The following is a 12,269-nucleotide window of genomic DNA, read 5'->3' as shown; positions in this document are numbered from 1 at the left end:
TAATCTGGAGGGATTGTGAAATCAACTGCAGCTGCGATTCTCCTCCTTTTTCTTATTCCCCTTCCCTCTTTTGGATTTCAGCTCTCAGGAGAAGTCGGCTTTTACGGTGTTAACCTAAAGGGAGACTACAACCGTGAGTTAGGCCTTGAGAACTGGAGGGGGAGAAAAAACGGCTACTACTACCGGTTAAATCTGAGAGAAACCTTTCGTTTAAGTGCCGGGACAAATTTTAATTTCTCTGCGATCTCTGGAACTACAAAAGTTCCCTACGTGAACCTGTTTACTTCAAGTGGCGATTCTCTGTTTAGTGGTGGCGTCAAGACTTTTAATGTAAGGGAGCTCTACTTGATTAAGAGGGGTTTCCTGTTTAAAGGTTTTACTTTAAAAGTAGGTAAACAACATTTTGAAGTTCCTGCCCTCTTTAGTGATGACCTGTGGGGAGCGCACTTTAACTACTCCTTTAACGGTTTTAACTTCTTCTGGGATCAGATTGCCGGTTATGAGGGGAAATACCTTCTACCGCGGAGGAAGAACGAGGACGACGTTGATATAGCCGTTTTCGGAGTTAAACGGAAGAGTTTTACTTTCGGAGCTTACAGGATTATGGATGCAAAAGGCGTATACCCGGCAGAGTTCAAAACCGGGCTTTTTTTCAAGTTGGACGGTAGAAATTTCACACTCTCGGGAGTTTCACAGAACGGAAACTTAGGCGGGTGGGGGGAAGTCTCTTTTAATTCTCTGAAGTTTACGGGGGGCTACTGGCAGAAGGGGATAACCTCTTACGGCTACAGAGAGGATCTAAAAGGTGAAGGACTCATATTCAGGCCAACAGAGGGGAACTTGCGTTTTGGGAAGGTTTTTTACTCCTTTAACTTTAAGAAACTTCCCGTTTCTATTTACGCCGCAAGGTTTGAAACCTCTTCCGGAAAGCTAATTGGGAACGAGGCTGGAGGAGAACTTGACTACCCAGTTAAGGGGGGAGCTCTCTTCCTTAAAGGTGCCTTAGGCAGCAGCGGAGCTTACGCACTTTTTGGCGGCTACAGGTGGGGAGTAAGAGTTCCAGAAGGTTATGGAAGTTTAAACGTTAAACTGAAAAACTACTTTAACGTTGTAGGTGAGTATGCAAACTTCCCCCAAAAGTTCTACCCGGCTCAGCTTGAGTATGAAGGTTGGGCAAAAAGCAGCCACGTGGGTTTTTGGCACTCAACCTATAAACTTACGGCTTATACAGATACTTTCCGGTTTAAGGTTTCAACGGGAAGAAACTCTAAGTTTGACTACATTGTTTGGGGAAACACGGCAGATAACTTCCTCTACCAGAGGAGTCACGGAAAGCTCTGGCACTTTGAGGAGCTCTACGCATCAAGCGAAAACTTCCGTTTAGGGCTTCAACCAGTTTCCGTTAAACCTCTCTTTTCCGACTACCTTCCTGGTATTTCATACCGGTTAAACGGTTTTCAGGCTTCTCTCCTCTACCATCGGTTTAACGGCACAAGGGGAAGTCAAGATCACGGAGTTGCCCTTCTCTCCTACAGGAACCTATACTACGCTGCCGTTTTTAACGGGAGTTCTACCCAGTCGGCCTTGTCCTTCTTCTTTGAGAGGGAACACTTTACCCTTGGTGGTGTCAAGGAGTGGGGATACGGCCACAACGTAGACTGGGGAGCTGTCTTTGGTTTAAAGGGCTCTCTCTTTGGAACAGGAGCCTCTGTAGGTTATAGAGTTTTCTCAAATAACCTATCAACTTTTAACTTAAGGGAGTTCTACAGAGACGTTGGCCTTTCTCTTAGGCCAGGAGAAAGGGGAGTTCGCTACGCCACGGCCTCTTTAGAAAGACCTCTAAACTTTTGGAAGTTTTCCCGTTTTTCAACGAAATTGCGCCTTTATTACGACAGGCTCTACAGGTTCTCTGGAAGCTACGTGGCACAGGAGTTTGGTTTGGGAATTATCCTGAATCCCGGGAAAAGGTGCAGCTTGGAGCTCCTTGGTGGTTGGGGAAGTTCTTCAATTAAATACACCGGCCTTAGGTTTAACCTCAGCTGGTAGAATAGGAAACTACGAACTGCGGGAGAGAAGACTTGAAGGTTAACGCTGAGCTTTTAAACCAGATAGATTTTGAAAAAGGAAATGGTCTTGTTCCTGTTGTTGTTCAGGATGAAACCACAAAAGCCGTCCTTATGGTTGCCTACGCAAACCGAGAGGCCCTTGAAAAGACCCTTGAAACGGGCTACGCCCACTACTACTCCCGTTCAAGGGGAAAGCTCTGGAAGAAAGGAGAGACCTCCGGAAACCTTCAGAAAGTTAAAGAGGTTTTCCTTGACTGCGACGGAGATACACTCCTCTACGTTGTTAAACAAAAAGGTGTTGCATGTCATACGGGGGAGTACAGCTGTTTCTTCAGAAAAGTAGCGGAGGAGAAATGAACATAGGTGAAGTTTTGGAAGAACTCTACAGAGTTGTTGAGGAGAGGAAGAGGGAGCTCCCTAAAAACTCCTACACAGCCTCGCTCTTTAAGGCCGGTGAGGACAGGATACTCCAGAAAGTTGGGGAGGAGGCCATAGAGTCAATACTCGCCCTTAAGTCTGGCAATAAGGGAGATGCCGTTTACGAGGTTTCTGACCTTCTCTACCACCTAACCGTTGCTCTTGTAAACAGCGGTATAACCTACGACGAGATATCTGATGAACTCAAGAGGCGGATGAAGTAGTGAGGATAGATAAGTTAGAGAGGTACTTTAAGCCTGAAGAGTTGGGAAGACTCCTTCAGAACTTCGTTTGCCATTTAGGAGCTTCCTCAATGGTTTGGGATGAGAGGGGGGAGCTTCGTTTCGTTGACTTTGTTACTCCCTACTGTGAACTCATCTATTCAAGGGTTCCTGAAAGATGCGAGGCCGACAGAAGAGAGCGTTTTGAGAAGGCAAAGGAAAGGAAAAAGCCCTTTCTCCATACCTGTTTTGCCGGAAAACTGAACTTCGTTATTCCCCTTAAGGTTGACTCCAAAAAAGACGAGTTTTTCATAGGCGTTGCCGGTGGCTGACAGGGTTTAAATAAACTCTCCCGGCGGGAGATAGTTAAGATTGAAAAGCTTGCTAACGAGATAGGAATTGATAGATCCCTCCTCTTAAAACTTGCAGAGGAAGACTACCAGCTTGGATGTCAGAGGTTGGGTTTCCCGATTCAAAAGGTAGGAAGGAAAAAAGTTCTCCTCTTTCAGAGTGAAATGTTCTATAGGGCATTCTTGAGGCATTTAAGCCTACCTAAAAATTATCCTGAGGAGCTCTTAAGGGTTCTTAACCGAATTGAGGAGCTTATTGGCTGGAACTTTGTAAAGCGAATAAACGGCGACGGGGGTGCTTTAACCCATCCCCTTACAGATGCCCTTAACGACCTCGTAGATTCCGTTGACTTCTTAGTCAAGAACGTAGTTCCACGGAAAATAATTTACTATGCCTTTAGAGATCCTCTAACAGAAGTTTTTAACCGTTACTTTCTTCAGGAACAGATTCACTTCCTCTCTAGGAACAGAGAAAACTTTCCTATTGGACTTATCTACTTAGACCTTGACAGATTGAAACAGGTTAACGACACTTTTGGCCATAGGGTTGGAGACCTCTACATTCAGCAGTTTGCCTCTATTCTCCGTTCGTCTGTCAGGAAGGGAGACCTTGTCTTTAGAGTGGGGGGAGACGAGTTTCTAATCCTTGTCCCTAAGGCAAGCGAGAGGTTATTAAACAGGATAATTTACCGTATAAGGAACAACACAGAATTGGTTAATAGAACGGGGAAACTTCCGGTTCCCCTCTCCTTTTCTTCAGGTTGGAGCCTCTGGACTTCCCCTTCTGAACCCTTTGAAATAGCCCTTGAGAGGGCAGACAGGATGATGTATTTAAACAAATTTTCACGTTAGCGGCAGACCATTGGCCCTAAGGGAGCTCCTCCAAGTAGGTGGAAGTGGAGGTGGTATATCTCCTGTCCTCCGTCTCTGTTGCAATTAACGAGAACCCTGTAGCCGCTTTTGGCTATTCCCATCTCTTTCGCTATCTGCTTTATCACGGTGAATATGTGCCCTATCAGTTCCTTCTGTTCCTCATTTATGTCGTTAAGCGTAGGAATGTGCTCCTTTGGAATTACTAAGATGTGAACGGGGGCTTGGGGGTTTATGTCGTGGAACGCCATAACTTTATCGTCCTCGTATACAACCTTTGCAGGTATCTCACCGTTTACTATTTTGCAGAAGACGCACATCTCGTCCCTCCTTTTGCGTATCTCTCCTGTAGTTTAACAAAATCTGCAGCTGCAACCGCTGCTATCTCGTAACCAGAGATGTAGTAGAACCAGTTGTTAACTGCAACAGACGAAACTGCAAGTGTTTTTCCGTTGTAGCTCATAAATCCGGTAAACCACTCACACCTTCCTTCAGGGTAGCTTCTCTCTGTAAGAGTTCCCGTTTTCCCGCCTACTGTAAGGTTACTGTATCTCCTGAGGAGTCTAAAGTATCTTCTGCTTGAAATAGTTCCGGTTTTTACAGTTAAGACCATCATCTTCTTTATTTTGTCTGCCGTTTTTTCCTTTACTACCCTTCCTAATGGAGTGGTTTCAAACTTATACTCCTTTCCCGTTTTGAGGTCTATAACTTTTTGGATCAAACGTGGTTTAACCATCACTCCGCCGTTTAATATCGTTTGAGCTATAAGGGCTTCGTGGAAAGGACTTGTAACCGTGTCGCCAAGACCAGCAGCGATAAGGGCTAACTCGTAGTCGTCAAGAGGTTTTCTGACAATCCCCCACGGAAAGTTGTATCCGGTTCTGTTAAATCCGAACTTGTAGGCATACTCCATCAGAGTTTTCTTCCCTATGAGCCTTCCTAAGTTCCCAAAGAATGGGTTTGCCGATGTTGCAAAGGACTGTGAGAATGTTCTCTCTACTCTATAGGGGCTGTTTAGCCATACTGATGGGGAGCAGGAGTCTCCTACGCCTCCACAGTTAAGCTCAGTTTCAGGGGTTGCAACTCCCGTGTCTAAAGCTGCAGCGGCCGTTACGATTTTAAAAGTAGAGGCGGTAGGGAATGAGCGCTTAAACAGGAGGTTAGGATAGTCAAGGCTTGAGACGGCTGCTACAACTGTTCCCGTTTTTGGGTCTAATGCAACGTAAGCTCCATACTTAACCTTAAACTTTTTAAACTCGTTTTCTACGGCTTTCTGAAACTGAGGGTTTACTGTGAAAACGATTTTGTAGTTCCCCGTGTTGTATACGAACTTGTCTCCTTCCTGCTCTGCTTTCTTGAAGAGCTGATACTGGAGTTTAAAGTCGCTTTCAAGCTCTTTAACTATTTGTGGCATCTGATTTTCTTGTGTCTCTTCAACCTTTGCCTCTGCGTCCTCTTCCTTACCTTTTTTCGGAGCGAGCGTATTTACAAAACTCACCAGCAGTAGAAATAGGAGAGCAGAGATAAGGGGAACAGAGAAAAGTTTTATCTTCTTTCTCATATCTCCTCCGTTGCAGCATATAATATATGCACAGCATAGGAGGTTGACTTTGACGATTAGAGGAGTTCTTATAGAGGCTGCCTACAGGAAGTTAGGAGTTGTCTCAATCTCTTCCGACGGCCTTGAGGAAATTTCAAAGAAGGTTAAGGAGCTCTGGCGGGAGCTCCCCCCACCTACCCCGCCGGAATCTGCAGGAGCCGTTGATGGCAGTAGGAACAGGAAAGAGTTTTCGGGTTACGTTGTTTACGCAGTCGGAGCTGCTTCTGCGTCGTTTAACGGCAGTAACCCTGTAGAGCTTGAGATAGATGCAGACGTTGACCTCTTAAAGCCTTACGAGTATTCAGACTCAAGACTTAGAATCTTAATGGGAATTTTGGAGTTTAAGAGAGCTCTCTCTATCCTTCCTCAGGTCTCCCTTCTCATGCTTGACGGTTCGGTGATAGGAGCTCTCATTAGACCCCCTTCCTTCTATCACGAGGTCTCAGTTAACGGTGAAGTTAAAGAGAAGGTGTGGGAGCTCTTTAAGGAGTTAGAAGAGAACTACTCAACCAACAGGATAAACTCTAAAGACTTCTATAGTAGAATTCAGAAGGAGTTTTCAGGCAGGGACTACGCTGTTGCTGCAGGTTATTTGGAGTACCTTGAGTATCTCTACACAATTTACCTTCTGTTGAAAGAGGCAAAAAAGAAGGGAAAGCGCTTGGTAGCCTTGTCTAAACGGTCTGATTCAAGGCTCCACTCTTTAGACAGTCTCCTTCCAGACATTGCCGTTCTTAACCTCTTAAATCTCCCTTCCGGATACATTAAGCCAAAGTTTGGAAAGAGAGTTGACGAGGAGAAGAAGTTTAAATATCCCGGTAAGTTTGATCAGCTCTTAAGACTCTTTTCCTTTACAGTTTCTTTTGTAAAACTGAGGGATTGGGTTCACAAAGTTGAGGTTTTAGAAAACTCTGAGTCGGAGGGGAACTTTAAGGAAATTCTGAGTTTCCTTAACTTTTACTCTGTTTCCGGATACCCGTATCCCCTTGCCGAAGTCCACAGGAGCGTGAAGATAACCTCTGCAGACATTGAAGAGGTTCTGAGAATACTAAAGCTAAGGGGAGTTACGGGGAGGGAGCCCTTAGGTGAGTAATCCCTTTACAGGAAAGGTAGCTAAAGAATACGACAGCTTCTTTGAAACTGAATTTGGGAAAACGGTAAAGAAGTTAGAGGGGGAGCTCCTTTTAAAAGCTCTCTACCCGTTTAAAGGCGGGGAACTCCTTGAGGTCGGCTGTGGAACTGGAATTTGGATGGACTTTTTAAAAAGTAAAGGTTTTCCCGAACCTGTAGGACTTGACCTTTCAGTAGACATGCTTCTTGAAGCAAAGAAAAAAGGTTTAAAAAAGCTGATTAACGGAACGGCGTTGGAACTACCCTTTTTGGACGATTCCTTTGACCTTACCTACTTCGTAACGAGCCTTGAGTTTATTACAGATAAGAGGAGAGCTCTCCTTGAGGCAGCCAGAGTTTCAAAGAAGGGGATTCTTGTAGCTTTTCTCAACAGGTATTCACTTCTAAACCTATACAGGGAGCTTAAGTCCCTTTTCGGGAGTTCCGTTTACTCGTCTTCAAACTTTCTTACTAAGGAGGAGCTCCTTTCCTTTGGCCGATACGTTAACGAGGTGGGGAGGAAAAGGCTTAAACTGGAAAAGTTCTACACCACGCTTAATTTAACCCTCGGCACTCTCGTCAGAGAGGAGTGGGAGAGAAAGTTGGGGTTTAACCTGCCTTTTGGGGCTTTCGGAGTTGCTCTTTTTAAGGTGCAGAGATGGAGTTAGTAAGGGAGATAACTGTAGAGGAAGCTCTTAAAAAGAGTTATCGGTTCATAGATACGAGAACACCTGAAGAGTTTGAGGAGTTTCACATTCCCGCCGCCTACAACGTTCCCCTTTTCTCTGGGGAGGAGAGGAAAAAGGTCTCTAAGGTTTACTACGAGAAAGGAGAAAAAGAGGCGCGACTCTACGCTCTTGAAATTGTTGGCCCCAAGCTACATAAAATTGTTAGGAAAGTAAAAGAGATAAAAGAAAAAGAGGGAAAAGTAGTCGTTTACTGCTGGAGGGGAGGTTTAAGGAGTCTTGCCGTTGCCGCCATCTGCACCCTTGCCGGAGTTAACGTTCCGAGGCTCGTTGGAGGTTACAGGGCTTTTCGCCAATACATACTCAAGAGGATAGCTGAAATCCTTGAGGGTAAAAAACTTATTGTTCTTTATGGTCCAACCGGCTGTGGGAAAACGAGGATAGTTAGAATCCTTAAAGAGAAAGGTTATCCTGTTATAGACCTTGAGGGACTTGCGGGGCATAGGGGTTCTGTTTTTGGCGGAATCGGGCTTCAGCAGCCTTCCCAAAAAATGTTTGACGCTCTAATGTGGCAAGAGGTTGAAAGGTTAAAAGACTCTCCGTGTATTTTGGTTGAGGGGGAGAGTAGAAAAATAGGGAAACTCTTTATACCGGAGCCTTTCTGGAAAGCAATGCAAAAGGGGGAGAAGATTTACATAGAGCTCCCGTTGGAAGAGAGGGTCAGGATATCAATGGAGGACTACGGTGTAGACAGGTTTTCTCCCGAGGTTTACTTGGGAGCTCTCTCAAGAATTAAGAAAATTTTGGGAGACGAAAAGTATAGGAAAATAGAGAAACTGATACAGGAGAAGAGATACCCGGAGGCGGTTACAGAGCTTATGGTTAACTACTACGATAAACTTTACTCCCGCTCAACGCCTCCGGAAGTTAAGCCTTTCGGAGTAAAGACCTTTGACGAGGCAGTTTCTACAGTAGAAACCTACTTAGCCTCTGTTTGCGGGTAAACCCATCTTTCAGGCTTGTAAACACAGATCCTTGAAAAGGCTTTTTTATTAATCTTTTCCCTTATCTCTTTTGCCAGTTTCTTATCTTTACTGAGGCTTCTGTCAAATCCTACCCTTAAGGTGAAAAACTTCCCTATCTTTTCAACCCTTACGTAGGGAAACTCATTCAACTTCTCTGCCAATTTTATGAGCCTTTCTGGGGAAGAGTCTGTAGCAACCTGAACGCAGTAATAATTTACTCCTCTGAGGAGCTTTTCTCTTTTCTGTATAGAGCTGACTTGAGTTTTTTCGGAGCTCTCCTCAGGAAGTTTTTTGTTCTCTTCAGCCTTTTTGTTAGCCGTAACGACTCCTTGAGAAGGGGTAGAGCTTCGGTTGGCGGCTAACTGTTGGGAGCTCCCCTTTCCTGCTCTTTCGTTTAACTCTTTTTCGGTACTTACTTCTACCTTAGGTTGAGGCGGTTCCTGAGAGGTTTTTACTTCCCTTTTTTGTTTAACTTCTTTCTCTTTTGCGAAGAGCTCTACCTCCCTTCTGGTCTTTTTTCCGTTTGCCTCAGAATACTTCACCGTTAGACCGGTGTTTTTCGTATAGAAAAATATTTTAGCTCCTAAGAAAATAGTTCCTGCTGTTACTACAACTACCATTAGATACATAATTTTTTTGAGTTTTCTCTTTAGGGTCAGGTTTCGCTGGAAGGTGAGGAGCTCTTTCCTAATTTCGTTGTCCTGTGTATAGTTCATAAACTCGCTGGGAATGGAGATAATCCTTCTCCACAGGTATTCCCTTATGAGGAACTTAAACAGATTCTCCTGGTCTTTAGACAGGTTCTCAAACTTACAGAAGAGTGTGCCGTTTTCGGAATAGCACTTGAGTTTTACGTCGGGGATTATTAGTTCGTTGTAGGTGTCGTAGGGAAAGATAAAATTAGCCGTAACTGTCTCTTTCAACTCAACAATGGGAGAGTTCTCTATAACGGCTCCCGTAACCCCCCACTTTATCACCTTAAAGCGTTTGTTCCCAACCTTAATGTAGGCGGGTATGTTAAACAGGTTTCTGTTCTCCTCCATCTTTTCTCCCTTGTTTTACTCAATTTCTCAGTTGGATTAAATTGAATTAATGAAGCTGCTAAAGAATTAGCGTTGAAATTTTATCAGGAGGGAGAGATGCCAAAAACTGTTGCTCGTTATTGGGAGCCCCTTGAAGGTGGAAAAGTTAGGTGCATTCTATGTCCAAGGGAGTGTGTAATTCCTAACGGAGGAAAAGGGTTCTGTTTGGTAAGGGTTAACGAAGGGGGAACTCTCTACACAACCGTTTACTCTGAGATAACATCTGCAAACTATGACCCTGTTGAGAAAAAGCCTCTCTACCATTTTTACCCAGGCTCTGTTATCTTCTCAATAGGAACAAACGGCTGTAACCTTGACTGTAAGTCGTGTCAGAACTGGGAAATTGCTCGGAGGGATACTCCCTACCTGAGGCAAGTCTTTACGCCGGAAATGGCAGTTGAATACGCAAAGCGTTACGGTTCAATAGGTATTGCCTACACGTACAACGATCCGATTATCTGGTTTGAATATGTAAAAGATACTGCAGAGAAGATAAAAGAGGCAGGTTTAAAGAACGTTATGGTTACGAATGGAAACATAAACCTTGATGCCTTGAGGGAGCTCCTGCCCCTCATTGACGCCTTCAACGTTGACCTTAAAGGGATGGACAGGGAGTATTACCTCAAGTTTTCCTCTTTCCCAAATCCGAATGTGTGGCAAGTATGTGAAGAGATAAAGAAGGCAGGAAAACACCTTGAGCTGACAAAACTCATAGTCCCAGGATTTGAGGAGTTTACTCCAGAGCACTTTGAGCGCTACGCAAAGTGGGTTGCAGAGAACCTTGGAAGGGACGTTCCTATTCACTACTCAAGGTTTTTCCCTGCTTACAAGCTGATGAACACTCCACCTACACCGGTAGAAGTTATAGACATGGCCTATGAAGTAAGTAAGGAATACCTCTGGTATGTTTACGTAGGGAACGTTATTGAACCGGAGAGGGAATCTACTTACTGTCCCCGGTGCGGAGAGCTCTTAGTAAAGAGAGTAGGGTACAACGTAGAGGTTCTCTTTACTCCAGATGGTAAGTGCCCAAGGTGTGGAAGGCCGGTAGATTTTGTTTTTTAAGAAAGTGGTAAACTAGATAGGAACCTTGTAGGAGGGAGAGATGAGACTTTTTAGTCCGGCCTTTGGAAACGGAGAGTACATACCGATTAAGTATACCTGTGACGGAGAAGACGTTTCACCACCTCTTCTCTTTTTAGAGCCTCCTGAAGAAACACAGAGTTTTGCCATCTTAGTTGACGACCCGGACGCTCCCGGAGGAGTTTTTACCCACTGGGTTATTTACGACATTCCTGCCACTTTTGAGGGCTTACCTGAAGACATTCCACCGGCTCTGGAGCTAGAGTATGGAATAAAGCAGGGAATAAACGACTTTGGAAGAGTAGGTTACGGAGGACCTTGCCCACCGCCGGGAAGACCCCACAGGTATTTCTTTCTACTCTTCGCCTTAGGCGTTCCTACTCTTGGAATCCCTGCCGGAGTTGGAAAGAGGGAGTTCTTGGAGGCGATTGAGGGGCACATCCTTTCCCAAGATGAGCTTGTAGGCCTTTACGTTAGGTAATAAATTACTCGCCTATGGAAAATCTGTTTATACCAATAAGTGGTGGGAACGAGATAGGGGCAAGCTGTTACCTCTACATCGTTTCCGGAAAAAGGATTCTCGTTGACTCCGGAATAAGGTTTCACAGGAGTGAGCCTTACCCGGACTTTAACTTTTTAAAGGCGCTTTCTCCGGAGCTTGACGCCATTTTTATCACACACGCCCATGTTGATCACTGTGGTAGTATCCACATTCTCTCCAACCTTTACCCGGATACTCCTATATACACTACCCACGAAACTGCTCAGCTCCTTTCACTTATGGTTGAAGACGCAATAAAGGTTCGCTACATAAACGACAGGAACTCTCTAGACGAGTGGAAGGAGTATAAACTCCTTAACGAAGCTCTCTCCCGAGTTGAGAGAAGAGATTTCTTTGATAGGATTGTAGTTGGAGACGTTGAAGTCGTTCTCTACCCTGCTGGTCACGTCCTTGGAGCTGCCTCTGTAGGGATTTACTACGGGGAAAGCTCCCTCGCCTTCCACTCCGGTGACATCTCTTTCTCTCACCAGAAAACCGTTGGAAAGGCGGAGCTCCCCTCAGAGAAAGCCACTTTTTTAGTCCTTGAAAGCACCTACTACTACTCAGACAGAAGGTTTAGAAGGGAAGAGGACGAAAGGGAGCTCCTTGAAACCGTCAAGAAAACCGTTGAAAGGGGAGGAAAAGTCCTCATACCGGCCTTTGCCTTCGGAAGAGCCCAGGAGATACTCCTCCTCCTTTCAGAAGGCATGAGGAGTGGAGCCGTTCCGCCGATGACCGTTTACGTAGACGGTCTTGCCAGAGAAGTTTCAACTCTCTACGAGAACCTTTTAAGAAAAAACCTATTTAACTACTACGTTCAGCCTGCTCCCTCCTATCAGGGGCTTCCTTTCGAAGAAGCGTGTAGGGAAAACCTGAGGGAGGCAGACTGTATTCTCTCAACTTCCGGAATGTTGGTTGAAGGAACGCCCTCTTACATCTACAGTAAGCTTCTTTCAAAAGACCCTAAGAGCTCTATCATCTTTAGCGGGTACATGGCAGAGGAGAGCTTTGGCTACAGACTTCTCTCAAGTAAGAAGCTCCTTTCAGCATTCAGGTGTCAAATAGAAAAACACCACCTCTCTGCCCATTCAGACCGGAAAGAGCTTGAGGAAATTCTTGAAATCCTTAATCCTGAAAGGACAGTTTTCGTTCACGGATACCCTACAAACGACCTTAGGAAGCACCACGCATTTAACAGAGAGGTTGTTAGGTTTTGAG

14 protein-coding genes are annotated in these 12,269 nt (G+C 45.0%); 11 read left to right on the top strand and 3 right to left on the bottom strand.

Translation table 11 applies throughout. The annotated features are described in order from the left end of the window. Window positions 1-15: 15 nt before the first annotated feature. The 5 genes from ACZ424_RS02350 (at window position 16) to ACZ424_RS02330 (ending at window position 3,906) form a co-directional block, all read left to right on the top strand. On the top strand, window positions 16-2,046 hold the full coding sequence (locus tag ACZ424_RS02350) for a hypothetical protein (RefSeq protein ID WP_464904921.1): 2,031 nt from the start codon (window positions 16-18) through the stop codon (window positions 2,044-2,046). Between the two features lie 32 nt (window positions 2,047-2,078). Next, window positions 2,079-2,423, top strand: coding sequence for a phosphoribosyl-AMP cyclohydrolase (hisI, locus tag ACZ424_RS02345; protein ID WP_464904920.1), 345 nt, complete (start codon window positions 2,079-2,081; stop codon window positions 2,421-2,423). After that, window positions 2,420-2,707 (top strand): phosphoribosyl-ATP diphosphatase, encoded by a 288-nt coding sequence (hisE, locus tag ACZ424_RS02340; protein ID WP_464904919.1) that lies wholly within the window; start codon window positions 2,420-2,422, stop codon window positions 2,705-2,707. Before hisI ends, hisE begins: the two co-directional genes overlap by 4 nt. Continuing rightward, a complete protein-coding gene (locus ACZ424_RS02335) occupies window positions 2,707-3,036 on the top strand; it encodes a PocR ligand-binding domain-containing protein (protein ID WP_464904918.1) in 330 nt (109 codons plus the stop codon). The genes hisE and ACZ424_RS02335 overlap by 1 nt, the downstream gene beginning before the upstream one ends. Window positions 3,037-3,162: 126 nt before the next feature. Then, window positions 3,163-3,906 carry a GGDEF domain-containing protein gene (locus ACZ424_RS02330; protein WP_464904917.1) on the top strand — a complete coding sequence of 248 codons (744 nt, stop codon included), beginning with the start codon at window positions 3,163-3,165 and terminating at the stop codon, window positions 3,904-3,906. On the opposite strand, the gene ACZ424_RS02325 is transcribed toward ACZ424_RS02330, so the two are convergent. Then, a complete protein-coding gene (locus ACZ424_RS02325; protein ID WP_464904916.1) occupies window positions 3,903-4,244 on the bottom strand; it encodes a histidine triad nucleotide-binding protein in 342 nt (113 codons plus the stop codon). The genes ACZ424_RS02330 and ACZ424_RS02325 overlap by 4 nt on opposite strands. Beyond that, a complete protein-coding gene (locus tag ACZ424_RS02320; protein ID WP_464904915.1) occupies window positions 4,223-5,485 on the bottom strand; it encodes a penicillin-binding transpeptidase domain-containing protein in 1,263 nt (420 codons plus the stop codon). Before ACZ424_RS02320 ends, ACZ424_RS02325 begins: the two co-directional genes overlap by 22 nt. Before the next feature lie 49 nt (window positions 5,486-5,534). On the opposite strand from ACZ424_RS02320, the gene ACZ424_RS02315 reads away from it, so the two are divergent. Genes ACZ424_RS02315 through mnmH form a run of 3 tightly spaced genes read left to right on the top strand, consistent with a single transcriptional unit; the run spans window position 5,535 to window position 8,324 of the window. Then, window positions 5,535-6,617, top strand: a complete 1,083-nt coding sequence (locus ACZ424_RS02315) for a DNA double-strand break repair nuclease NurA (protein WP_464904914.1) — start codon at window positions 5,535-5,537, stop codon at window positions 6,615-6,617. Further along, window positions 6,610-7,302 carry a class I SAM-dependent methyltransferase gene (locus ACZ424_RS02310; protein ID WP_464904913.1) on the top strand — a complete coding sequence of 231 codons (693 nt, stop codon included), beginning with the start codon at window positions 6,610-6,612 and terminating at the stop codon, window positions 7,300-7,302. The genes ACZ424_RS02315 and ACZ424_RS02310 overlap by 8 nt, the downstream gene beginning before the upstream one ends. Beyond that, entirely contained in the window at window positions 7,293-8,324 is a 1,032-nt protein-coding gene (gene mnmH / locus ACZ424_RS02305; protein ID WP_464904912.1) for a tRNA 2-selenouridine(34) synthase MnmH, read from the top strand. Before ACZ424_RS02310 ends, mnmH begins: the two co-directional genes overlap by 10 nt. On the opposite strand, the gene ACZ424_RS02300 is transcribed toward mnmH, so the two are convergent. Next, entirely contained in the window at window positions 8,300-9,388 is a 1,089-nt protein-coding gene (locus ACZ424_RS02300; RefSeq protein ID WP_464904911.1) for an SPOR domain-containing protein, read from the bottom strand. The two genes, mnmH and ACZ424_RS02300, sit on opposite strands and share 25 nt — an antisense overlap. 96 nt (window positions 9,389-9,484) lie before the next feature. Here ACZ424_RS02300 and amrS point away from each other — a divergent pair, with 96 nt between their 5' ends. The 3 genes from amrS to ACZ424_RS02285 are packed head-to-tail and all read left to right on the top strand — an operon-like array spanning window position 9,485 to window position 12,268. Next, window positions 9,485-10,492, top strand: a complete 1,008-nt coding sequence (amrS, locus tag ACZ424_RS02295) for an AmmeMemoRadiSam system radical SAM enzyme (RefSeq protein WP_464904910.1) — start codon at window positions 9,485-9,487, stop codon at window positions 10,490-10,492. A 40-nt stretch (window positions 10,493-10,532) separates the two neighbouring features. After that, on the top strand, window positions 10,533-10,991 hold the full coding sequence (locus tag ACZ424_RS02290) for a YbhB/YbcL family Raf kinase inhibitor-like protein (protein ID WP_464904909.1): 459 nt from the start codon (window positions 10,533-10,535) through the stop codon (window positions 10,989-10,991). A 14-nt stretch (window positions 10,992-11,005) separates the two neighbouring features. Further along, the gene (locus tag ACZ424_RS02285) at window positions 11,006-12,268 is read left to right on the top strand and encodes an MBL fold metallo-hydrolase (RefSeq protein ID WP_464904908.1); all 1,263 of its coding nucleotides are present in this window, start codon (window positions 11,006-11,008) and stop codon (window positions 12,266-12,268) included. Window position 12,269 lies beyond the last annotated feature (1 nt).

The organism is Thermovibrio ruber (assembly GCF_055380895.1).
This window is presented reverse-complemented; position numbering and strand designations above follow the sequence as displayed.

What these genes read in the sequence shown, in the direction of transcription:
- ACZ424_RS02325 (WP_464904916.1), bottom strand. Translation starts at nt 4,244, where the DNA reads ATGTGCGTCTTCTGCAAAATAGTAAACGGTGAGATACCTGCAAAGGTT.
- ACZ424_RS02300 (WP_464904911.1), bottom strand. Translation starts at nt 9,388, where the DNA reads ATGGAGGAGAACAGAAACCTGTTTAACATACCCGCCTACATTAAGGTT.
- amrS (WP_464904910.1), top strand. Translation starts at nt 9,485, where the DNA reads ATGCCAAAAACTGTTGCTCGTTATTGGGAGCCCCTTGAAGGTGGAAAA.
- ACZ424_RS02320 (WP_464904915.1), bottom strand. Translation starts at nt 5,485, where the DNA reads ATGAGAAAGAAGATAAAACTTTTCTCTGTTCCCCTTATCTCTGCTCTC.
- hisE (WP_464904919.1), top strand. Translation starts at nt 2,420, where the DNA reads ATGAACATAGGTGAAGTTTTGGAAGAACTCTACAGAGTTGTTGAGGAG.
- ACZ424_RS02285 (WP_464904908.1), top strand. Translation starts at nt 11,006, where the DNA reads ATGGAAAATCTGTTTATACCAATAAGTGGTGGGAACGAGATAGGGGCA.
- ACZ424_RS02290 (WP_464904909.1), top strand. Translation starts at nt 10,533, where the DNA reads ATGAGACTTTTTAGTCCGGCCTTTGGAAACGGAGAGTACATACCGATT.
- mnmH (WP_464904912.1), top strand. Translation starts at nt 7,293, where the DNA reads ATGGAGTTAGTAAGGGAGATAACTGTAGAGGAAGCTCTTAAAAAGAGT.